The 20387-nt window shown below is 48.5% G+C and carries 22 protein-coding genes and 1 tRNA gene; 10 read left to right on the top strand and 13 right to left on the bottom strand.

The genetic code is table 11. The features are described 5' to 3' along the window. Nucleotides 1-13: 13 nt before the first annotated feature. Both EZJ49_RS10115 and EZJ49_RS10110 read right to left on the bottom strand, forming a co-directional pair. On the bottom strand, nt 14-1621 hold the full coding sequence (locus tag EZJ49_RS10115) for a peptide chain release factor 3 (protein ID WP_262551971.1): 1608 nt from the start codon (nt 1619-1621) through the stop codon (nt 14-16). A 72-nt stretch (nt 1622-1693) separates the two neighbouring features. Continuing rightward, entirely contained in the window at nt 1694-2311 is a 618-nt protein-coding gene (locus EZJ49_RS10110) for a hypothetical protein (protein ID WP_262551970.1), read from the bottom strand. A 154-nt stretch (nt 2312-2465) separates the two neighbouring features. Between EZJ49_RS10110 and EZJ49_RS10105 the strand changes: the two genes are divergently transcribed. The 3 genes from EZJ49_RS10105 to EZJ49_RS10095 all read left to right on the top strand — a co-directional run bounded on the left by EZJ49_RS10105 (nt 2466) and on the right by EZJ49_RS10095 (nt 4519). Continuing rightward, the gene (locus EZJ49_RS10105) at nt 2466-3515 is read left to right on the top strand and encodes a rhodanese-related sulfurtransferase (RefSeq protein WP_262551969.1); all 1050 of its coding nucleotides are present in this window, start codon (nt 2466-2468) and stop codon (nt 3513-3515) included. Nucleotides 3516-3528: 13 nt separating this feature from the next. Next, nucleotides 3529-3804: a hypothetical protein gene (locus tag EZJ49_RS10100; RefSeq protein WP_262551968.1), complete on the top strand. Its 276-nt coding sequence runs from the start codon at nt 3529-3531 to the stop codon at nt 3802-3804. 97 nt (nt 3805-3901) lie between these two features. Further along, complete coding sequence (locus EZJ49_RS10095) at nt 3902-4519, top strand: hypothetical protein (protein WP_262551967.1); 618 nt, start codon at nt 3902-3904, stop codon at nt 4517-4519. A gap of 69 nt (nt 4520-4588) precedes the next feature. Here EZJ49_RS10095 and EZJ49_RS10090 read toward each other — a convergent pair whose 3' ends face one another. From EZJ49_RS10090 to EZJ49_RS10080, 3 genes are all read right to left on the bottom strand, one after another. Then, complete coding sequence (locus EZJ49_RS10090) at nt 4589-6538, bottom strand: methionine--tRNA ligase (protein ID WP_262551966.1); 1950 nt, start codon at nt 6536-6538, stop codon at nt 4589-4591. Between the two features lie 105 nt (nt 6539-6643). Continuing rightward, on the bottom strand, nt 6644-7762 hold the full coding sequence (locus tag EZJ49_RS10085) for a calcium:proton antiporter (RefSeq protein ID WP_262551965.1): 1119 nt from the start codon (nt 7760-7762) through the stop codon (nt 6644-6646). Nucleotides 7763-7894: 132 nt separating this feature from the next. Further along, nucleotides 7895-7971: transfer RNA gene (locus tag EZJ49_RS10080), tRNA-Met, on the bottom strand. Nucleotides 7972-8107: 136 nt separating this feature from the next. On the opposite strand from EZJ49_RS10080, the gene EZJ49_RS10075 reads away from it, so the two are divergent. Together EZJ49_RS10075 and EZJ49_RS10070 are read left to right on the top strand one after the other, a co-directional pair. After that, nucleotides 8108-8992: a hypothetical protein gene (locus EZJ49_RS10075; RefSeq protein WP_262551964.1), complete on the top strand. Its 885-nt coding sequence runs from the start codon at nt 8108-8110 to the stop codon at nt 8990-8992. A 12-nt stretch (nt 8993-9004) separates the two neighbouring features. Continuing rightward, nucleotides 9005-9508: a hypothetical protein gene (locus EZJ49_RS10070; RefSeq protein ID WP_262551963.1), complete on the top strand. Its 504-nt coding sequence runs from the start codon at nt 9005-9007 to the stop codon at nt 9506-9508. 3 nt (nt 9509-9511) lie between these two features. On the opposite strand, the gene EZJ49_RS10065 is transcribed toward EZJ49_RS10070, so the two are convergent. After that, complete coding sequence (locus tag EZJ49_RS10065) at nt 9512-10177, bottom strand: hypothetical protein (RefSeq protein ID WP_262551962.1); 666 nt, start codon at nt 10175-10177, stop codon at nt 9512-9514. 70 nt (nt 10178-10247) lie between these two features. On the opposite strand from EZJ49_RS10065, the gene EZJ49_RS10060 reads away from it, so the two are divergent. Then, complete coding sequence (locus EZJ49_RS10060) at nt 10248-10454, top strand: SlyX family protein (protein WP_262551961.1); 207 nt, start codon at nt 10248-10250, stop codon at nt 10452-10454. On the opposite strand, the gene EZJ49_RS10055 is transcribed toward EZJ49_RS10060, so the two are convergent. Both EZJ49_RS10055 and EZJ49_RS10050 read right to left on the bottom strand, forming a co-directional pair. Next, nucleotides 10448-11200, bottom strand: coding sequence for a YoaK family protein (locus tag EZJ49_RS10055; RefSeq protein ID WP_262551960.1), 753 nt, complete (start codon nt 11198-11200; stop codon nt 10448-10450). The two genes, EZJ49_RS10060 and EZJ49_RS10055, sit on opposite strands and share 7 nt — an antisense overlap. Nucleotides 11201-11232: 32 nt before the next feature. Next, on the bottom strand, nt 11233-11730 hold the full coding sequence (locus EZJ49_RS10050; RefSeq protein ID WP_262551959.1) for a transposase: 498 nt from the start codon (nt 11728-11730) through the stop codon (nt 11233-11235). A gap of 165 nt (nt 11731-11895) precedes the next feature. Here EZJ49_RS10050 and EZJ49_RS10045 point away from each other — a divergent pair, with 165 nt between their 5' ends. The 4 genes from EZJ49_RS10045 (at nt 11896) to lon (ending at nt 17073) form a co-directional block, all read left to right on the top strand. After that, on the top strand, nt 11896-12783 hold the full coding sequence (locus EZJ49_RS10045; RefSeq protein WP_262551958.1) for a 3'-5' exonuclease: 888 nt from the start codon (nt 11896-11898) through the stop codon (nt 12781-12783). A 103-nt stretch (nt 12784-12886) separates the two neighbouring features. Beyond that, a complete protein-coding gene (locus EZJ49_RS10040; protein ID WP_262551956.1) occupies nt 12887-14224 on the top strand; it encodes a GAF domain-containing sensor histidine kinase in 1338 nt (445 codons plus the stop codon). After that, nucleotides 14221-14628 (top strand): response regulator, encoded by a 408-nt coding sequence (locus EZJ49_RS10035; protein WP_262551955.1) that lies wholly within the window; start codon nt 14221-14223, stop codon nt 14626-14628. Before EZJ49_RS10040 ends, EZJ49_RS10035 begins: the two co-directional genes overlap by 4 nt. 63 nt (nt 14629-14691) lie before the next feature. Continuing rightward, a complete protein-coding gene (gene lon / locus EZJ49_RS10030) occupies nt 14692-17073 on the top strand; it encodes an endopeptidase La (protein ID WP_262551954.1) in 2382 nt (793 codons plus the stop codon). Here the strand turns inward: lon and EZJ49_RS10025 are convergent. The 5 genes from EZJ49_RS10025 to EZJ49_RS10005 form a co-directional block, all read right to left on the bottom strand. Next, on the bottom strand, nt 17048-17851 hold the full coding sequence (locus EZJ49_RS10025; protein ID WP_262551953.1) for an SLC13 family permease: 804 nt from the start codon (nt 17849-17851) through the stop codon (nt 17048-17050). The genes lon and EZJ49_RS10025 overlap by 26 nt on opposite strands. 47 nt (nt 17852-17898) lie before the next feature. Next, nucleotides 17899-18114 (bottom strand): hypothetical protein, encoded by a 216-nt coding sequence (locus tag EZJ49_RS10020; RefSeq protein WP_262551952.1) that lies wholly within the window; start codon nt 18112-18114, stop codon nt 17899-17901. After that, complete coding sequence (locus EZJ49_RS10015) at nt 18090-18404, bottom strand: hypothetical protein (RefSeq protein ID WP_262551951.1); 315 nt, start codon at nt 18402-18404, stop codon at nt 18090-18092. The genes EZJ49_RS10020 and EZJ49_RS10015 overlap by 25 nt, the downstream gene beginning before the upstream one ends. 615 nt (nt 18405-19019) lie before the next feature. Beyond that, nucleotides 19020-19679 carry a hypothetical protein gene (locus tag EZJ49_RS10010; RefSeq protein WP_262551950.1) on the bottom strand — a complete coding sequence of 220 codons (660 nt, stop codon included), beginning with the start codon at nt 19677-19679 and terminating at the stop codon, nt 19020-19022. Nucleotides 19680-19681: 2 nt separating this feature from the next. Further along, the gene (locus tag EZJ49_RS10005) at nt 19682-19834 is read right to left on the bottom strand and encodes a hypothetical protein (RefSeq protein WP_262551949.1); all 153 of its coding nucleotides are present in this window, start codon (nt 19832-19834) and stop codon (nt 19682-19684) included. Between the last annotated feature and the right edge of the window lie 553 nt (nt 19835-20387).

The raw sequence follows: 20387 nt of genomic DNA, 5'->3' as shown, positions 1-20387 counted from the left end.
ACAGCTCTGTCCGCTAGCGGGCGCGGCTGATGCTTGTGCAGAATTCGACTGTTGGGTTTTCGCGTTTCAGCCAGTTCAAGTCCCATTCCTGATTTACCAGCACAACCGGATTGTCCTGTAAATCGCGGAACATGTTTGCACCACCCTTAAGATCGGAAACAGCCTGGCCATCTTCTGTGCGCGGCCAACGGGCCACACCGTATGGCAAACGGCTCAACTTCACTTCCAGATTGTATTCGTCCATCAGACGGCGCAACAGCACTTCAAACTGAAGTTCACCGACCGCACCGATAATTGGATCTTGCGGACCAATCAAGGGATCAATAAACAACTGAATGGCGCCTTCTTCCGACAAGTGATTCAGGGCTTCGTTCATTTTCTGACGTTTCAAAGCATCGCGCACAGAAAGCTTCCCGAACAATTCCGGAGCAAACTTCGGAATGTCCTCGAAATGCACTTTTCCGGAAGCATACACGCAGTCACCAATCGCAAAGTTGCCGGTGTCCCCGACCCCAACGATATCCCCTGCGTAGGCATCATCCACGGTTTCCTTGTCGGCCGCAACAAACTGACTGGCATAAGACAAGCGCAGTTCCTTGTCGTGGCGGGAATGTTTCACCTTCATGCCACGTTCAAACTTGCCAGAACAAATACGGATAAAGGCAATACGGTCACGGTGACGTTTATCCATGTTGGCTTGGATCTTAAACACAAACCCTGTGAAGTTCGCATCACAAGGGTCCATGTCCTTGCCGTCTTTGGTGTGACGAGGCTGTGGCCCCGGAGCATATTTAGTGAAAAATTGCAGGAAGGTATCCACCCCGAAGTTCTGTTTGGCAGAACCAAACGTCACCGGAGAAATCGTTCCGTTCAGAAATTCGTTTACATCAAAGGGCGGCAAAGCGCCTTCAATCAAATTCAGTTCTTCCAAAACCTGATCTGCGGATTCCTTATCCAGATGGTCGTACAAAAGCTGATCGTCTTTACCGAGTTCAAACGGAATGATTTTATAATCTTCCACTTCTTCACGACGTTGATCGTAGATCCAGATTTCTTTAGTCAGGCGATTATAAATACCACGGAAGCGCTGACCGATCCCCAGGGGCCAGGTCACAGGGTAACATTGCATGTTCAGGGTTTTTTCAACCTCGTCGATCAAGGTCAGAGGGTCTTTCCCCTCACGATCGAGTTTGTTGACGAATGTGAAAATAGGAATTTTGCGCAGACGACAGACTTCGTAAAGTTTCTTGGTACGCTCTTCCACGCCCTTGGCAACGTCGATCAGCATGCACGCGGATTCCACGGCCATCAAAACCCGGTAAGTATCTTCGGAGAAATCTTTATGCCCCGGAGTATCCAGAAGGTTCACTCGCAGACCGTCGAAATCAAAAGTCATCACGGAAGATGTGATGGAGATCCCTTTTTCACGCTCCATCGCCATCCAGTCGGATGTCACCGCTTTAGAGCCCTGCTTGCCCTTGACCTCGCCGGTTTCGTGAATCACCCCACCGTGGTAAAGCAGCTTTTCAGTCAACGTTGTCTTCCCGGCATCCGGGTGCGAAATAATAGCGAACGTGCGACGACGTTGAATTTCTTTTTGAATCTGCGGAGTTGCGAGCATTTGGATCTTCCTTAGTGAAAAGATCTTTTTACGAGGAAAAGCCCCGTCTTACAAGCAAATGCCGCGCTGCGATCATAATCCCGGTTTTAAATAAGCTTCCATCACATAGCCGATAGTGACTGACGGCGATTCCTTATGGCTGGCCGTCAATTGCAGGCCCAATTTATCAGCACCATGGTAAATCAAATTGCCAATGGGCTGCCCCTCGGAAACCGGGAAGCTTAAAGAAATACGCCCCTCATAACTGCGCACCACAAAATACAGGTTTAGCTTCTTCTTCATCAGACGAACGGTGTCTTTCAAAAGCCACTCTTGCGTGCTGGACCCGTTGTGGCTTAGCACCGGTGGTTCCTCGCCCGGGTAAAATTCGACATCCACAGTGCGCATTAGGTTGGCCAAAGGTGCTCGCAATTCTTCCATAGGAGCATTTGGTTTTTCCGACTTAACACAACGAGCAACCTGAGGGTTTTTTCGCCCACATGAATGCCCCTCTTTGCGCAACTGCTTTACACGGGCCTTGCCCTCGGCTGTGGTATCGGGAATATCCTCCACGCGACGAATCAGCGTGACGATAAAATCATCCTGGTAATTATAAAGCCCCTCCAATCGAGGAATGGGCATCGGATCTTCCGCCCGGGCAGAAAATGCTGTCAAAGTGATCGCCAGTAAGGAAAAGACCAAGAATTTCATACAAATTACCCCTCGTATTTAAGGCTAACCGGGTCAGGACTCTTGCCTCAAGGGAAAAAAGCCCCTATAACAGCCCCCATACTTTTTAACTCCCCTTGGTTTGGAGCCAAGACAGCCATCAAGCAGTTGATGGTGGATAATGGAAGGTGACAACATGACTGATGCGTCGAACTATTATGTTACGGCTTATTATAGATTTACAAAACTGGCGGACCTGCCAGCCATCCAAAAAGCTCTTGAAGACAAAGCCGAAGAACTCAATGTGAAAGGCCTGGTAATTCTGGGTGAAGAGGGTTTTAACTCCACCTGTGCAGCTTCATCCGTTGAGTCTTTCGAAGCATGGAAAAGCTTTATTCGTGAATTCTTCAATTCTCCGGATCAGTTCTTTAAGGACTCTGAATCAGAAAAATCCCCGTTCCGTCGTTTCAAAGTCAAAGTCCGCAGTGAAATCGTCACCACGGGGATTCCCGGCGTGATGCCTCCGGAAGGCGTGAATCATCACCTGACTCCGACAGAATGGAACCGCGTGATGAAAGAAGAATCGGACTATGTCATGATCGACACGCGCAACTGGTATGAATACAAAATCGGAACCTTCAAAGGTGCTCTGAATCCAAATATCGAAAAATTCACAGAGTTCCCTCAATACATCGAGGCGCAAGGCATTCCTAAAGATAAAAAGATGCTGATCTTCTGCACCGGCGGCATTCGCTGTGAAAAAGGCATTCTGGAGCTTCAGGACAAGGGCTACAACAATGTCTTCCAGTTGGATGGCGGTATTCTGAATTACATGAAGGAATATCCAAACGACCAGTTCGAGGGTGAATGTTTCGTATTTGATCATCGCGTGGCTGTTGACCAAAATCTGAAGCCCACAACCAAGTTCGGCCTGTGCCCGCATTGCGGCCAGCCTTCCACGATCAAGATTGAATGCAAACGCTGTGATGCTCACGAGCTGATCTGCGAAGACTGTATCAAGGTGGAATACGCCAAGGACACTTGTTCCAAAAACTGTGCTTATCAACTTGAAAAACATCCGGCACGCAAAGGCAAAAAACAAGTGGTCCCATTTGAAATCGAAAAGATGGCTGCTGAAGGAAAAGACCCTTCTGAGCTTCCCACGATTCGTGTGACCCGAACCAAATATATTTCCATGAACCCTCGAGGCGAAGCTGAAACCGTCTCTGAGAAAAAGAACCCCTAGAAAGGACCTTCGTATGAAAAAAGCTTTTGCTGTATTTGCCCTTGTGTTTGCAGCCCAATCCCTGTCTTACGCAGCGACATGCCAGCCAGACGTTCTAAAGGCGGCTTATGACCACTATTCTTATATTTACGGTCAAGAGGCTTTGGTTTCCCTGAACCTGGCGGATTACGTGACTGAAGGTGATTTCGTGCTTTATCGCGTGGATATCACAGACCTTGAAACATCCCGTGTGACAGAGTCCTGGGTTAAAGCTGAGGTTCGTTCCTGCAAAATCGTGGGCATCAACTAGCCCAATATCCTGCTTACATCCTGAATGCGGGGCCCTTACGGTCCCGCTTTTTTATTTCCAAAGACTTCCCTGCGGAAAATGCTTATTCTAAAAGCATATGAAAAATTCTGCACTTTCCACAATGGCTCTGGTGTTTCTGGCACTTCCTGCGTTTGCCTCTCAAGAACTTAAAAATCTGATCGCCTGTCATGAAGCCTTGGATGGAAAGTCCGAGGCCCGCACCCAGAAGCTCAATCTGGAATCCCCCACTCCGTTTGTCCTTAATGCCAATAAAAAACTTTATTTTTTCACTGACACTTCAGTCGGCGTTCTTCCCAACACCTACGCCAACAAATCTTTGGTGGTGCAACTGACTGAAAAACAAAAACCTTTCTATCGGGCTTTGCAATTCCAGAAAAACGGCGATGTGGGGAATATTTCGTTTCAGGATGTGACCGCCGAACAAAAGGCGACCAGCGAGGCACCCAAAGCTCAGCTGGATGAAAGCTCTTTAAAGATTCTGAAAAAAGAACTGCTGCGCCAGATGAACAGCGTCACCGGAGAGTATCAGAATAAGTATGACCCCTCCGGCACTATTGAATCCCTGAATATTTGCCGCAAAGTTGATTTGCCGGAAATGCAAAAGAGCATCGACAAGCAAGTGGCCTTTTATGAAAAACTTGTGAAGAACAAAAAGTCCTCCGGCGGATACAGGAAAGCTCCGGGAGTTAAATAATATCTTTAAAAACAACAAAGCCCGAATTCAATCGGGCTTTGTCTTTTCATCACACTAAAATTCTATCAGCTATTCTGCATCAACAGCGTTGTCATCTTTGACCGCCGGGAAATAAACTCCCTTTGGACCAATCGCATGACCGGCAGGAATGCCAGTCCCCAGTTCTTCCGCACGCAGCACGCTTTCAGGAAGATTCAAAGACTTGCGCAGCTCATTCACTGTGTCCGGCACAAACGGAGCCAACATGATCATTAGATTCTTCAGCACATAGAAACAGGTGAAAAGGGCGTCTTTTCTTTCCGCTTCCGGCGCACGATCATCGTGCGGTTTGTATTGTGTGAACAATGAATTGATTTGTCGCGCGTAGTTTTCAATCTGCCCCAGCAAAATCGCATAGTCGCCTTTTTGCATCGAGCGCAGATACATCTGCACGATCTTCACGGTTTCAGCTTCAGCCTTGCCGATCAGCTTTCCTTCAGGAACTTTGCCATTAAATTTGGAGTTGCAGGCGGAAATTGGCTTTTCAATTGCCGCGTTCATCGGACCTGCCAGGAACTTATTGCGTTCCGCAAAGTGCTCAAAATCAAAGTTAGAGGCTTTGACCGGCAAACTCAACAAAGCCAGGAAATAACGAACCTGATCCGGGGAATAACCCATCTCAAGCAACTGATCCCCGGTGTAGAAGTTCCCTTTGGACTTACTCATCTTTTCGCCGTTCACCATCAGGTGATAGCAACTTAGAATCTCTGTCATTTGCAGATCACCTTTTTGCGGTAACTGCTGCGGATTTTGTTTGTGGCCCAACCACATCGAACCCTGCATGATCACGTAGAAGAACACATTATCCTGCCCCAGGAACTGCACCACAGTCGCTTCCGGATCACACCAGAATTCTTTGTATTGTTCTGCCTTGCGACCGGACTGTGTCAATGCCACCTGTGTAAACACAATAGGAGCAATCAAAGAATCCGGCCACACATACAGGGTCTTGCCTTTCATTTCCGGATCAAGCTCTGCCGGAACTGGAATCCCCCAGGACACGTCACGAGTGATCGGACGATAGCCCCATTTGTCTGTGACGACAGAAGGAATCCCCGCCGCTTCCAAAGTGTTCTGGGCCTGTGCCAAGTCCGCCTTGGAGTCAAACAGACATTCCACTTTTTTACCCGCAACGTAGCGGGATTTATGTTTTGGTAAAGTCTCTTTGATTTCTTTGTATTTGGCTTCAAACTGATTTTCAAAACGGCAGCCAATCAGAACCGTGTTGCTGACTTCCTGAACAACCGCAGAACGCCATGCCTTTTGTTTGGTGTCGATCCAGGCCTTCAAAGGGTCTGCGACCTTCCACATATCCAGCCACCAGTGAGCCGTGTCTTTCAGTTCCGGCTTGGCGTCGCTCAACTGACTGCGTGGGTCCTGCAAAGTACTGGGATCAAACTGCGTTCCACAGGCATCACATTCGTCAGAATACGCTTCGGTGTTACCGCAGTTCGGGCAGGTGCCGCGCACAAAACGATCCTGCAGGAAGCGATTCATTTTTGAATCGTACCATTGTTTGGTGATGCGTTTTTCCAACATTCCGTTTTCAAACAAACGGCGCAGGAAATCCTGAGAATACTGTTCATGCAAAGGATAGGTTTCCGGACGCGAAGTGCCCGTGAAAACATCCGTTTGCACGGAGTACTTTTGCAAAGTCTCTTTTTGCTTTTCATGAATGGTGTCAATGAACTCACGGATGGTTTTACCCGCTTGCACCGCTGCCACTTCACTGGTGGAGCCGTGGTCATCGTTACCGTTGACGAATAAAACATTTTCCGCACCGATCAACATGCGCATCCAGCGCGCATAGATATCCGCCGGCACATGCGCCCCGGCAAGGTGACCCAAATGCAAAGGACCGTTCGCATACGGCATACCTGCCGTGACTACAACCTTCTTTGGTTTTTTGAACATGCTAAGAACGGATTTTACATCTGTTGGCGGAGAGAATTTATTTTCTGGCTTTGATCCTGGCTGCATTTTAACCCCTAAAGGCTTTAATTTATCGAAAATCAAAGAACGATGCAATGAGAGGTCCCCTTGCGCACCATATCAACAACCTCTCTAAGATTTGGATTTCTTATTCTACGGAATAAACGACATCACAAAGTACGTCAGCAGGATCACCCCGTGAACCGCACCCTGTAACAAGGTGGCCTTGCCTGTCCCCAGCGTGATCATGCCCGCCATAAAGGTCATAATCATAAACACGGTGTCCTTGCTACTTAGACCCAGCATCAAGGTTTGATTGGTCAACAGACAAAAGACAATCACTGTTGGAATTGTCAGCGCGATACTGGCAATCCCCGACCCCAAGGCCAAATTCAGACTTGTCTGCAGGCGATTGGCTCTGGCTGCATTGATGGCCGCCCACGTTTCAGGAAGAAGCACGATACCCGCGATTAATAAACCCACCACCGATTTCGGTGCGCCCACATAATCCACGCCGTGTTCAATTAAAGGCGAAATCATTTTTGCCAGACCAATCACGGCCACCAGACTTACGCACAAGGAAATAAAGCTAAGCCAGGCATCCGCAATAGAGATTTCGTGCGTCTGCTCTATCGGGGTGATGTCACTGGCCCTATCGACGGCCTCGAAATAAGCCTTGTGAGTCGTTGTCTGGAAGAAAATAAACAGAAGATACAACAGCACACAGATCGCGCCGATAAAGATCATCTGTGGGGTATTATAGGTCCCCGGTGAAGTTGTCGTCGTAAAATTCGGAAGCACAAACACCAAAAGCGCCAGGGTCATTAGCACGACCATAAGACTTTTTGAGCCCTGAACCTGGAACTCCTGCTCTTTGTACTTCAATCCACCCAGTATCAGACACAAGGACACCATCCCGTTGGTGATGATCATCACTGCGGCAAAGACGGTGTCACGAGCCAGCACCGAAGCCGCGGCGCCGCCTTCCGCTGATTGATTCATCAACGAAACAATCAGTCCCACCTCGATGATGGTCACACACAGGGCCAAAACCAAAGTTCCCAGACCTTCACCGATTTTATGGGCAATAACTTCAGCGTGGTGGACCGACGACATGACGGCCACGCCCAGAAAGACAGCGGCTGTGATAGAGACCCACAAATTTCCGTCAACAAAGAAACCGGACACCAAAAAGACAAGCAAACTCAAAGATGAAACCAGATGTTGGGGTTCCAGTCCTTTTCGGACAAATTGTGCGGCACTCATGATCATGCTGATATCTCCTTTGTGAATGTCACTTAAAGCCTTAGAGTGGAATGACAGTTTTGCGCAAGCTTGAAATGAAAAAAAATCACATGGGAGCTAAAATGGAAAAGGCCCGATGGTTTACCATCGAGCCTTTATTGGTTGCGGGGGCAGGATTTGAACCTACGGCCTTCGGGTTATGAGCCCGACGAGCTACCAGACTGCTCCACCCCGCGACAAGTGAGATGTGACTATATGCCTCTAAGGGGGATGGGTCAACACTTGATTCCAGATAAATGTAATATAGCACCACGTATCATTGCTCCTCGACTTAAACTGTGATTCAGTTCGTCTGTATTACAGGAGACGCGCATGAAGTGGAAGAATACTCTTAAAATCCTCTCTATCAGCTTGGGTCTGTGCCTTGTTGTACTGACCGCTCTGGGGCTTTGGGGGCTGTCCAGACTTCCAGCAGCTTATCAGATCAAAAATGCACTGGTCCCTTCGGCCATGACAAAGGCTGCTGAAGAAAACAGCACAACAGCAGAAACAACGACAATGTCTCCGGGCAAAATGGCTTTGCAGGTTCTGCGTGATGACTTCGCAAACACAGAACGTCCTTTTTCCGAAGGCTGCAAGTATCTGACAAAATCCTCTGAAAGCACCTTCCTGAAAGATCCAAATCACGCCACCTTCCGATTTTTCATCACCACTCTTTACGACAACCATGATCCGCTGGTGGAAACTGCCGCCCCGGTCTTTCGCTACATCTTCCGCCTGCCGGGGATGAACGAAGTTGTTCCTGCAGTTCTACAATCCACAGAAAACGAACAGGGTCTTTTTCAAAAGGCACTGTTTTATTATCATCTGTATCAGGCTGGTAACCATCTTAGCCGCCACCCGGAAAAGCTGGATGAGATTCTGCAAAAAAGCTACAACCTGCACCATCTTGTCAAAGCGGTTTCCCTAAAACCGGAACTGGCCACAGACTCTGAAACACAAACCTTCTGTGATGAGCTGGAAAAAGAGCTGAATCTGCAAGAACCTTTCGATGCCAACAAAATTTCTGAACGCCTGACAGCGTTCTTTGCCAATAAAAATATCGACATCAAAGATCTGAGCTACGATCCTGAATACCGATCAAAAACCCAGATCCAGCTGTCTGGCAGCAAAGTTGGTGTGCAGGACACCTGGGTGGCGAAACTTTTTGCCAAAGATATTGAAGAGCGCGAGAAACGAAAAAAGAACACCCACTAAGAGGTTCCATCCATGAAATCCGTGTTGTTTGTTTTAATCCTTACATTGTTCGGATGCCAGACAACCACCACGGCGGACAGGGCTGAGGCTCTGAATAAAAAAGAGCTGCGCGGATATTTTACTCAGAATTTTCAAAACTTCCCCTGGAGCTCCAAAGCCCGATCCCGTGCTTTGGGAGGAATGCGTGCGCCACCACCTCCCGTGAAGGTTCAGATCCTTGACACTCGCGACCCGAAGATGGCCCTAGCCGACAACTGGAAAGATGAAAGCCGCCTGAAATCCACCATCACCCCCTTACACTGGAAAGAACTGATGGATGAAGAGCAGCACGCACTTCCTGACGTGCGCAGCAGACTTGAAGATGCGGGCCTGCAACGATATGAGCTTCTGTTGATTCTGGCAGACACACCTGAGCGCGCCCAGCGACTGGCAGAGATCACACTGCATGCCGGCTTTTCAAAAACCAAATACTACAATGCCCCGTATGTTGGCATCGCCGACATTTTTACAGAATAGAATTTAATTGGCATTAAGAACACCGGCAGAGGTTTCCCCGGAAAAACGCACTTCAATGGACTGATCGTCTTTAAGCTGGAAAGCTGTTCCCAGCCAGGCGCGAACAAAGTCCTCGACAGACTTACGGGCCTGCTCGCGAACCAGAGCCCGATGTTCGATAGACCGGTCCACCAGCAAACCTGACAATTCCTGCGAAAGACGTTGCAGAGATTCCTGTTCATTACGAAGAATGCTGCCTTTTTCGATTCCCAGCTTCATTCCCGCAATGTCCACGGCAGGCTTGCTACTGGTTAAATCAGGAACATACACCACCAAAATCGTCTGATTTTTTTCAAAACGCCAGCCGGCTGTCAGGTTTACAAAATAATTATACTCCACCGGGACTTCCGCCTTCACCACAACAGAGGGCAGATCAAACCACAGGGCCTTGGCACGAGACGTTCTTTCAAACACCTCAGTCTGCTGAAGCTTGGCCACATACAGGCTTTGTTTTCCCGTGATTTTGGTGGCATAGGCGTAAAAACGGTCGGTGATTTCCTCTGTAAACAAGTCCGGCATCGTTGACGAAGACGCCCGGTAAGTGGTCACCAGCTTTTGCGCGATCATCAAAATCACCACAAAAACAGCCACAGCAGGAAGAGTTTTCAATAGCAGTATCCACTTGCGCATATAAATTTATCGGCTGAATTTGACGTCTTTGCAAGTCTAGGGTATGAAACGTCCATATACGAGGACCCCTATGGATGAACAGCGTCTTATCAATATCGAAATCAAGATGGCCCATCAGGAACACCAGCTGGAAGAGCTTCATCAAGTGATCTATCAGCAACAAAAGACCATCGATAAACTGGAGATTTTACTGCAAGGCTTAACCAGCCGCCTGAAAGAAGCTCTGGGTGATGGTGGTGAAGAAATCCGTGGCAACGAAAAGCCGCCGCACTATTGAAGTTTGCGCGGCACCAAAACCTGGAAGTAGTACATTGTCCAGAACAAGACCCCGGACGTAACCACCGGAATCACAAAGCCTCCGTGCCCCAGCAGACTGAAGGCGAAGCCTCCGATCACAGATCCCAGGCCGAAGAAAGTGATGATCCCCAAACGCATCAGATTGGCCTTCAGCTCCCCGTCAAAGGCGATTTCTTTTTCAAGCTTACGATAATTCAAAATACGACTTAAACCGATCCCCAAATCCGTGGTGATCCCGGTCAGGTGTGTGGTGCGAATAACAGAGCGGGACACTGTAGTGATTGTGCCATTTTGAATTCCACAGATCAAACACAGCAAGATCAGCAGAGTATAATCACGCGACTGACGAAGCGGTTCTCCAAAAACACCGAAGTACCCCAGAAGCCCCCCGATAGCCACCACCGCCGACAGAAAGAAGATCATGCCAAAGCTGATATAATATTTTGGCTTTTTATGAAGCTTCAGACGAACATCCACCAGCAAACCGCTGATCATGGCACCAAACAGGAAGAACAGCGGAACCGCCAGCATCCCCAGTGCCATTTCAAAATCAAACTGACTGACCTCGTGCCCGAAGAAAGTGGCAAATCCGGTGACGTGAGACACAAATCGGTGGCAAGCCATGAACCCACCGATATTCAGGATTCCGGCCTGCATGGCCATCAACATCCAAATGCAGATATTACTTCTTGTATAGTGGGAAATGGATTCATTTCCGTAAAGCATGACTTTCCACCCGGTGGCAATACCACCTTGATCTAAATTCCTTTGTCTGACACCTGATACACTGACAACTCGGGAGGAGTCACGCCCTGCTGTTTCATTACTTGCGGATCACGCAGCTCAATACGAACCGAGTTGAACCCATGACGATCAATAAAACGAATGACAGTTTCATCCCCATCCTGACTGGCGCCAGAGACAAAAAGATTCATATCAAACAGCGGACGAACTGCACGCAAACGCAACACACCATCTGCAATGTCCCAAGTGCCCTGACCGTCACCCAGCTTATCCACCTGATAGTAGAATTTTCCGTTGGCAAACAAAGCCATCCGCATCGGATAATCTGACCCGGTTTGCAAAAGTTTTAGCTCATCCAGCTTTTCAGAGGCGCTGTTCACACTGTCCGAAGGATTCACAAAGCGCCCATAAAAGGCCGCATCCTTTTTATTAGCGGTCATTGTTGACATCGGCGAACACGCGGTCACGAAAAGGGCCAGGGAAGCTACAGCGATAAAGACAGCCTTGAACATAGATGCAAAATCCTCTTAGAATATTGATTTAAGCCTACAACTTAAAATTTATAAGTCAAATCAAGTGGATGCATTCAAGGCCTCGGACCAGCGCAAAGCACCACGCATTGACGTTTCCCCGTCCAGCTTTCTAAGATGGCGGTCGATTTTTAAGGAGCTCTCACGATGGCATTTCGCTGGATTGGCAAATCAGAAGACGGAAAAACAGTCACCCTTCGCCGCTTGGAAGACTGCAAACTCAACACCCCCGCTTATGCCACCACAACCTGGGTTCGCGACAATGCCGACATCATTCGTTTCGGCGCCGTTCTGGATGTGGAAACCACCGGCTTAAACCAGACAGAAGATCAGATCATTGAGATCGGCATTCGTCAGTTCATTTTCAACAAGAACTCCGGCGAGGTTCTGGCAATCACCAAGTCGTATTCCAGCTTTCAGGACCCGGGTCGTCCGATCTCTGCTGAAATTCAGGACCTGACCGGTATTACCGATGACATGGTGGCTGGTAAACAGATCGACTGGACCGAAGTGGATAAGCTTTTGGGGGAATGCCAGTTGATCATCGCCCACAATGCGAAATTCGACCGCCCGTTTATTGATCGCAAATCCAGGATCTCGACTGAAAAAGTCTGGGCTTGTTCCTACAAGCAAATCGACTGGTCCGCGAAAGGATTTTCCAGTACCAAGCTGGAGCTTTTAAATATCTATCATGGCTTCTTCACGGATTCTCATCGTGCCATTAACGATGTGGATGCCTTGCTTTATCTGCTAAGCCTTGAAGAGGAAAAATCCAACAAACCTTACCTGCTGGAGCTTATCACCAACGCCCGCCGCCTGATGACTCAGGTGATTGCAACCGCAGCACCTTTTGAATCCAAAGATCATCTGAAAACCCGCGGATACAACTGGGACAGCATCAATCGTTTCTGGCACAAAGTGATTTTCAAGGACGAAGTTCCGCACGAAACCAAGTGGCTGGAAGAAACCGTTTATGTCGGCCCCTTCGGCGGCATGACCCGCGACATTGCACTGGTGGATGCGTTTAAAAACTGATTCCAATTTCTGCTGGACCACAGCGGTGACTTTTAACACAGCATAGCCTCTGAGCGATCTTTCTCCGGCAGCAGTGATAAAATGATCTGGCTGGAGGCAGCGTATGGAAGTCAGTACGATGCAATCTTTAGAACTCATCAAAGACATCTACAATGTCGACCAGCTCCTTTCCGGGAAGTCCTATATCCAGGAACTTGTTCATCGTTTGGCCAAAGCGCTGAATGTAAAATATGTGATGGTCGGTCACGCCATCGAGCCTGAACAAAAAAGCATTCAGACAGATTTTCTTTGGGCTGGAGATGGTTTTGTTCCCAATGTCGTCTATGAATTGGCTGACACCCCCTGCACTCACGTGATCTGCGGCACCCGAGTGAACTGCTATAATTCGCAGGTGCAACTGGCCTTCCCCAAAGATCGCATGCTACAGGATATGAACATTGAGTCTTATATCGGAGCCCCCTTCCTGCACACTGACGGCGGACTGATTGGGCTTTTGGTGATCATGGATGAACATCCCTTTAAGAACCCGGCCATGCTTTCATCCGTGGTGGAATTCTTTGCCGCGCGCATCGGAACCGAATATCGCCGACTGGCCGCCGAAGACTCTTTACTGCGCATCAAGGAAAGTCTGGAACAACTGGTACAGGAACGCACGGCGGAACTGCAACAGGCTTTTGCCTCTCTTCAGCAGACCCAGAAGCAACTGATCTCTCAGGAAAAACTGGCAACCATTGGCCGAATCACTTTCGGTATCGCGCACGAACTGAAAAACCCCTTAAATATCATCATCAATGCCTCGGAAATTCTGCAAACAGAAGACCTAGACCCTGATTCTTTTAAAAAGGCCGCCGACATGATTCAACAGCACAGCCTGCGCGCCAATGACATCATCACCAACATGCTGAAACAAGCCCGGCAGGAATCCAGCCAGCAGCCGGAATGGATCAACCTTTCAGCCATGCTGGATCGCTCTCTGGACATGTATCTGCGTTCTTTGACGGACACGGAGCTGCGTTCACGACTTCGCAAAAACATCGCCATCAGCCCGGGCATCAAGGCCTGCCTGCTGGATGCCCCCGGTATTGAAAGAGTTTTCATCAATATTGTTGATAACTCCCTTTATGCGCTGGCGGCAAAAATGCACCAGGGAGAAAATTCATATACCCCCGAAATCAACGTTACTTTAAATCAGGAATCCGGATTCTGTCGCATCACCGTGCGCGACAATGGTATTGGCATTGCCTTAAAACATCTCCCCAATGTTTGCGACGAATTTTACACAACCAAACCTGCGGGCGAAGGCACCGGACTGGGGCTTTGGATTGCCAAGCAGAATGTGGAAAAGAACCGCGGCTCTTTTAGCATTACCAGCGAAGAAGATGTCTTCACTGAAGTCATCATTGAACTTCCCAACCCCACCGAACTGGAGGTGCAGGCATGATGGCGCACGAACCATTAAACGTCGTGGTCGTTGACGATGAAGCCAGCGTGGGGGTCCTGTGTGAACTGCGTTTTCGTAAATCCATTCAAAAAGGTGACGTGCATTTTCATTTCTTTGAAAATGCCCAGTCGTGCCTGCGTTATCTGGAAAACTCGGAAAGAACACCGGGCTCCGAAGTTTTGCTGACTGACATTAATATGCCCGAAGTATCTGGATATGATCTGCTAAAAAAAGTGAAACAAAAATTCCCCGGCATCGATGTCTATATGATGAGTGCCTACGATGACGACCTGAGTATTCGTAAGTCTTTGAATCTTGGTGCGGATGGCTACTTTACCAAGCCGGTAAACTATAAAGAACTCGCATCTCGCATAGAAAAAGATTATGGCGTCCACCTGACTTGACGAATCTCAGATCGACCCCATGTTTAGAAAGGCCCCTTTTATTTGGGGAGAAATGAGGTACACGTGTCTTACGTCTCTGGCTTCGTCCCGGTGATCCCTCTGAAGAATTCTGTGTTGTTCCCCGACATCAGTATGCCTTTACGGATTGGACGAGAAAAAAGTATTTCAGCGTTACAAAAAGCGCTGCGCGACAACCACTGGGTTGTTCTGTTAACACAAAAAGATCCCAATGCACCGGTGAATGGCATTGAAGATCTTTATCAGATCGGGACTTTGGCAAAAGTGGAGTCCTTCCGTGCGGATGAAGACGGAAGTTACAATATTTTTGTAAAAGCTCATCAACGTGTTCGTGTTGTGCAAAATCAAGAGGCCGAAGGCCATCTGGAAGTGCAAACCGAATCTTTGGAGGATTCTGGCAGACTCGACAAAAAAACCGAAGAGGCTCTGCTGGCAAGCTTGCGTCAACTCAGCGATGATCTGTTGGATTTACTGCCTGGAAACACAAGGCAAATCCGTGAGATGATTGCTGAAATTGAAGACCTTTCCACACTGGTGAACATGTGTGCCGCCTACGCGGATATCGGCCTGCAGGACAAACAGGAAGTTCTGGAAATCACGTCATTAAAAGACCGTGCCCTGAAACTTTTGGACCGTCTGCAAGAGCTTAAAGAACGTCTGAAAATTCAGCGTGGCATCCGCGACAAGCTACAGGAAAGCTTCCAGCAGAATCAAAAGGAAAGCATTCTGCGCGAACAAATGCGCGTGATCCGCGAAGAATTGGGCGACAACGACGGTGAAGACCTGTTTACCAAGTTCAAAGAAAAGATTGAAAAATCCGGCATGCCAACAGAAGCTCTGGAACTGGCACGCAATCAACTGAAACGTCTGGAGACCTCCAATTCGGCCTCACCGGAATATCAGATGATTCGCACACATCTTGAACTGTTGACTTCACTTCCCTGGGACCAATCGTCCGCTCAGCAGGAAATTGATCTGGAGGCTGCGGAAAAAATTCTGAACGAAGATCATTATGGTCTGGATAAAATCAAAAAACGCATCCTGCAACATCTGGCGGTGATGAAACTGCGTAAGACCCATCAGGGGTCGATTCTGCTCTTCATCGGACCTCCGGGCGTGGGTAAGACTTCGCTGGGTAAAAGTATCGCCCGAGCCCTGGGTAAAAAGTATGTTCGTGTGGCCCTGGGTGGGGTTCGTGATGATGCGGAAATCCGCGGGCATCGCCGCACCTATATCGGCGCTCTTCCCGGCCGGATTATTTCAGCCATCAAAAAAGCCGGTGAAAACGATCCTGTCTTTATTCTGGACGAGATCGACAAGCTAACCCGCGGTTTTGGCGGTGACCCAGCCAGTGCCATGCTGGAGGTTCTGGACCCGGAACAAAACAACAGCTTCCAGGATCACTATCTGGACACACCATTTGATCTTTCAAAGGTCTTCTTTATCGCCACGGCCAACTCTCTGGAAGGCATCCCGCTTCCGTTGCTGGACCGTATGGAAGTGATTGATCTCAGTGGCTACACGATTGATGAAAAACGTCAGATTGCACGCAATCATCTATGGCCGAAACAGCTTGCTGAACACGGGCTGGATGAAGCGCAACTGCGCATCACCGATGAAGCCCTGACCAAGTTGCTGACGCACTACACGCGCGAAGCCGGTGTGCGGGACCTGCAAAGAAAGATCGCCACAGTCTGCAAGCATATGAGCCTTAAGATCATCAAGGCCGCCAGCCTGCCTTTACTGGTGGAGGAAAAAGATCTGGAGGACATCTTCGGTGCGGAAAGATTCTCTGCCGATATGATCGGAAGTCTGCTGCCGCCGGGTGTGGTCACAGGATTGGCCTGGACACCTGTGGGTGGGGATATCTTATTCATCGAAGCTGCGCAAATGCCGGGCCAGGGCCAACTGCTTCTGACCGGACAACTGGGCGAAGTGATGCAGGAATCTGCAAAGATCGCATTGAGTCTTTTGAAATCGCGTTTGCCGATTTTAAATCCTCTTCTGGATTTCAGCAAAAAGGACATTCACGTTCACGTCCCTGCCGGGGCTATCCCCAAAGACGGCCCGTCTGCGGGGGTGACGATGCTGACTTCGATTGCCTCGCTGTTGCTGAATAAACCGGTGGACCCAAAGCTTGCAATGACGGGTGAAATCTCCTTGCGTGGAAGTGTTCTTCCCGTCGGGGGCATCAAGGAAAAAGTCATTGCCGCTCACCGCGCTGGAGTTCAGGAGATCCTGCTGTGCCGAAGAAACGAAAAAGATCTCCGGGAGATTCCGGAGGATATTCGCAAAGATCTGCGCTTCCATTTTGTGGAGGACGTCAACGACGTTCTTAAAATCACTCTGGGAGTGGACTTGCCGCGCTGGGATCAGCCTCAACAGCTGCCTCCACCACCGCTTAGTTCCACAGACGCAGGGACATAAAGCTGGTCACAATGGCAATTAAGGCCGTCAGGGGAAGTCCGATTTTCAGGAAATCGATAAAACGGTAATTCCCGGGCCCCAGAATCAACAAGTTTCCGTGATGACCGATCGGAGTCAAGAAAGACGCAACGGCTCCGACGGTCACACACACCACAGCAGCCGTCGGTGACACCCCGGCTGTTTTTGCAAAGGCCACAGCAATCGGCGCAATCAGAACTGTCGTTGCAGAATCAGACAGGATTTGAGTCAACAATCCCGCAGCCACAAAAAACGCTAACATCACTGCCCACGGGTCCCAGGTCGCCATCAGAACAGACAAGCTTTTCGCAAATAGTGCCGCCAAACCTGTTTTTTCCATCGCCAGTCCCAAAGGAATCACCCCGGCGATCATCACAAATATTTTCACCTCAATGGATTCATAGGCATTTCTAAGGGATACGTAAGGGTTGGTTTCGCTCATCAACTCTTCCAGCTTCTGAACCGCATCGTAGGTCGCAGCGCGAACATCTACACCTTTTCCATCATTTTTCCGAAGCCACCAAATCGCCGCGGCAAATCCACCGGCAAATCTGGCTACAAATGGAGATGGCACGAAAACAATTCTATTTTCTGGCGGAGGCGTCATTTTCGCCGCTTCATAAAGACCTTTAATAGCCTTTTTCATCTCTTCACGGTCATGATCGTCCATCGCTTTGGTGCTCATTGCGTTGGCGATCCATTTATCTGCATGAGGCTTTAAAAGCGCTCGATGTTCTTCGGTTAGAGTGTACTTTTTCACTTTTTCTCCTTTTGGTGATTAACTTCTAAAACTCAAAGCAAGCAAAATCATGCGCCTTTGATATTTTTTTGATTTTTGTGGAAAACTTCGAAATATCGTTTTCTAGTGTGGATATCTTTGGGGAGATCGAACTCCTTTTTCAGAAATTCAATGAACTCGCGCTGAGCGTTGATGATTTCTCGCTGCGTATGATTGATAAATTCCAGGCGCTTGATTGCCTCGTTTGTTTTTTGTTCACTCATGCCGCCGCCTTTCTTACGCATACCAGACGATCCATGCCGCGCACAAATTTCACCTTGTACTGGAATCGTTTTCCGATTCTGATCAGGTAAGCATTCAGGACTGAAACGTAAAGCGGATGGGTGACAATGCTTCTGATGACTCTTTTGCGGTTCACCGATGAGAAGTTGTTCCCGCAGACTTTCTTCCTTGCGACACTGATTGAGTCGCCGGATTCCAGATGTTCGTTGATTTGCAGAATAGCCACAATGATCTGCTCCGGAGTCAGGCCGTCTTGCTTTCCTGAAACGAGTTGGGTTTCATGGTTTTTCATATCGTCACCTTATTTTTCTGTCTTGTGATCACGCCCTGGAGTGCTGAGATTCTTCGCGCAAGTCTGCGATTTTCTTTGGTAAGATCCTCTTCACGTTCCCTGAGGTATCTATTTGACCGCAGAAGTGAGTCATAGTTTTCAGCCATCTTTTCAGTGGCGTCAGCGATGCGCTGAAGACAGCCGGAATTAATCTCCTGAATAGTTGATGTACTCGTCCAATTCCTTCTTGAATCTTCCCTTTGAGTTGCCATTATTTTACCCCTCCAAACTCCGACCGGGCGAACCACCACAGAACCCCGGCCGTACAAACCCGCCAGTTACTCGTTGGCGGGGTTAAAAATTAATGCTCGTTAAACGAACGGAATTGTCCCCCGTTCTTGAGATCGAGATAGCCCGAAGGTGTTTCCCCGTTCGGACCAACGCAGGCCTTTACGGCGACCTGGGAGACCTCCCTCATAACCTCTTTGCATTTCTTCTCGGTTTCGAAAGGCCCATATGTCCCGACGGGTTCGCCGCCAATCATTTCAGTCCCTTCAAAATTCCAAAGACTGAGCTCAAAGTAAAATTTGCCATCATCGCCCTGTCCGGATCTGGCTCTAATTCTCGGTATTCTCATCACGCACTCTCCTTATTCGGGTTTAAGTTTTTCCAGGATCGCTCCAAAAGACCTGCAACCCTCTTCACCTCGAAATCGTTATTCTTCAGCCCGCGGATAAACTTTGGCCCGCCGATGGCATTCACATAGGGCTTGCGAGATTCACCAAGCCATTCAAGAACTTTGAAGTCCGAATCAAAAAGCGTGACAGCCAAAAAACACTTCTCGGCCTCGTCCCTAAAATCAATTTTTGCGGCACTTTCTATATCTTCTTCTTTATCTTTATCTTCTTCTTTATCTTGGCGCGCTCCGGGCGCGGCATTGGCGCGCAGCTTGCGCGCTCTTTTTGAGTCTCTATCTAAGAATTTCAATATCTTAGGAAAGTAGATGTTGAACTTCTCATCAACTTTACTGACTTCGAACAGCGTGAGTTCCGCACATGTTCCCAGGAACTTCCCAAGATTAACCGACTTTATCCGCAACTTCTCCCGGAGTTGTCTTTCGTTGAAACTGAACTTCATGTCGGCTTCGTTGAACTCTCGGTCGGCGGGTTTTTCCAAGCTTTTGATGCAAAATTCAGCAAATAGCCAATACCGCCCATAGGCCTCAACCCCGAGTTTATTCATGAGATCATTCAGCGTGCCTTCGTCGGCATCTGTAAAATGCTTAAAGAACTTCACGACTACCCCTCCAACATTTCCAAAGTTCGCAAGTGGTAGTTGATCCGGCGCTGAATCAGGTCCCTTTCTTCCTGGTCTCCGGCCTTGATGAATTGGGCCCGTAGCTTATCCAGCTCCAATTTGATTTTCCTGATTTCCGATGTTGTTGATGACATTACCCCTCCATGAACGTGCAGAAGACGCGCGAAAACCTTTCCCGCGGCCGATGATTTTTGAATTGATTTGCTGATTTTTGATTGAGAAAATGAATGTGATTCAAGCCCAAGGGCCTGTCTTAAATTGGGAATGTGTATAGCTTGCGATACCCCAATTTTACCGCAACGTATGCCTTCTTTTGCCTTCCGTTTGCTGCCGTTATGTGCAGATTTACACCCATCAAATGGGGCACTCGAAACAGAGTAAATTCTCGTAAAATCAATAACTTGAGATGATAAAACAACCCTAGGACGCGATTTCGCGCGCAAGCCTCGGTAGGCTGTGTTAGGTGGGCTGTTTGATGGGACTTTGTGAGCCGCGATTGCGGCGGTTTTGGGACCGGGTCTCTCTTCGCTGGAGAGTGGTCAAGGACCTACCGAGGTTAGAAGGGAATCTTTTCGATGTCTCCTTCTGAAACCCAACATATCGCCCTGGACCTATAAGCACAAAGTCATAATTTTTAGGTTTTCCATAAGTTTTGCTTATGGATATTTTCAGGCTCCAAATAAACAA

The sequence above is a fragment of the Bdellovibrio bacteriovorus genome, from assembly GCF_025558485.1.
GTDB lineage: Bacteria > Bdellovibrionota > Bdellovibrionia > Bdellovibrionales > Bdellovibrionaceae > Bdellovibrio > Bdellovibrio bacteriovorus_G.
The sequence above is the reverse complement of the archived record's forward strand: the minus strand, read 5'-3'. Positions and strand labels throughout refer to the sequence as shown.

Excerpts from the sequence above, each read along its gene's own strand:
- EZJ49_RS10015 (WP_262551951.1), bottom strand. The coding sequence starts at position 18,404 with ATGAAAAACCATGAAACCCAACTCGTTTCAGGAAAGCAAGACGGCCTG.
- EZJ49_RS10090 (WP_262551966.1), bottom strand. The coding sequence starts at position 6,538 with ATGCAGCCAGGATCAAAGCCAGAAAATAAATTCTCTCCGCCAACAGAT.
- EZJ49_RS10035 (WP_262551955.1), top strand. The coding sequence starts at position 14,221 with ATGATGGCGCACGAACCATTAAACGTCGTGGTCGTTGACGATGAAGCC.
- EZJ49_RS10020 (WP_262551952.1), bottom strand. The coding sequence starts at position 18,114 with ATGCGTAAGAAAGGCGGCGGCATGAGTGAACAAAAAACAAACGAGGCA.
- EZJ49_RS10045 (WP_262551958.1), top strand. The coding sequence starts at position 11,896 with ATGGCATTTCGCTGGATTGGCAAATCAGAAGACGGAAAAACAGTCACC.
- EZJ49_RS10065 (WP_262551962.1), bottom strand. The coding sequence starts at position 10,177 with ATGCGCAAGTGGATACTGCTATTGAAAACTCTTCCTGCTGTGGCTGTT.
- EZJ49_RS10075 (WP_262551964.1), top strand. The coding sequence starts at position 8,108 with ATGAAGTGGAAGAATACTCTTAAAATCCTCTCTATCAGCTTGGGTCTG.
- EZJ49_RS10070 (WP_262551963.1), top strand. The coding sequence starts at position 9,005 with ATGAAATCCGTGTTGTTTGTTTTAATCCTTACATTGTTCGGATGCCAG.
- EZJ49_RS10085 (WP_262551965.1), bottom strand. The coding sequence starts at position 7,762 with ATGATCATGAGTGCCGCACAATTTGTCCGAAAAGGACTGGAACCCCAA.
- EZJ49_RS10095 (WP_262551967.1), top strand. The coding sequence starts at position 3,902 with ATGAAAAATTCTGCACTTTCCACAATGGCTCTGGTGTTTCTGGCACTT.
- EZJ49_RS10115 (WP_262551971.1), bottom strand. The coding sequence starts at position 1,621 with ATGCTCGCAACTCCGCAGATTCAAAAAGAAATTCAACGTCGTCGCACG.
- EZJ49_RS10100 (WP_262551968.1), top strand. The coding sequence starts at position 3,529 with ATGAAAAAAGCTTTTGCTGTATTTGCCCTTGTGTTTGCAGCCCAATCC.
- EZJ49_RS10110 (WP_262551970.1), bottom strand. The coding sequence starts at position 2,311 with ATGAAATTCTTGGTCTTTTCCTTACTGGCGATCACTTTGACAGCATTT.
- EZJ49_RS10060 (WP_262551961.1), top strand. The coding sequence starts at position 10,248 with ATGGATGAACAGCGTCTTATCAATATCGAAATCAAGATGGCCCATCAG.
- EZJ49_RS10040 (WP_262551956.1), top strand. The coding sequence starts at position 12,887 with ATGGAAGTCAGTACGATGCAATCTTTAGAACTCATCAAAGACATCTAC.
- EZJ49_RS10055 (WP_262551960.1), bottom strand. The coding sequence starts at position 11,200 with ATGCTTTACGGAAATGAATCCATTTCCCACTATACAAGAAGTAATATC.
- EZJ49_RS10105 (WP_262551969.1), top strand. The coding sequence starts at position 2,466 with ATGACTGATGCGTCGAACTATTATGTTACGGCTTATTATAGATTTACA.
- EZJ49_RS10005 (WP_262551949.1), bottom strand. The coding sequence starts at position 19,834 with ATGTCATCAACAACATCGGAAATCAGGAAAATCAAATTGGAGCTGGAT.
- EZJ49_RS10050 (WP_262551959.1), bottom strand. The coding sequence starts at position 11,730 with ATGTTCAAGGCTGTCTTTATCGCTGTAGCTTCCCTGGCCCTTTTCGTG.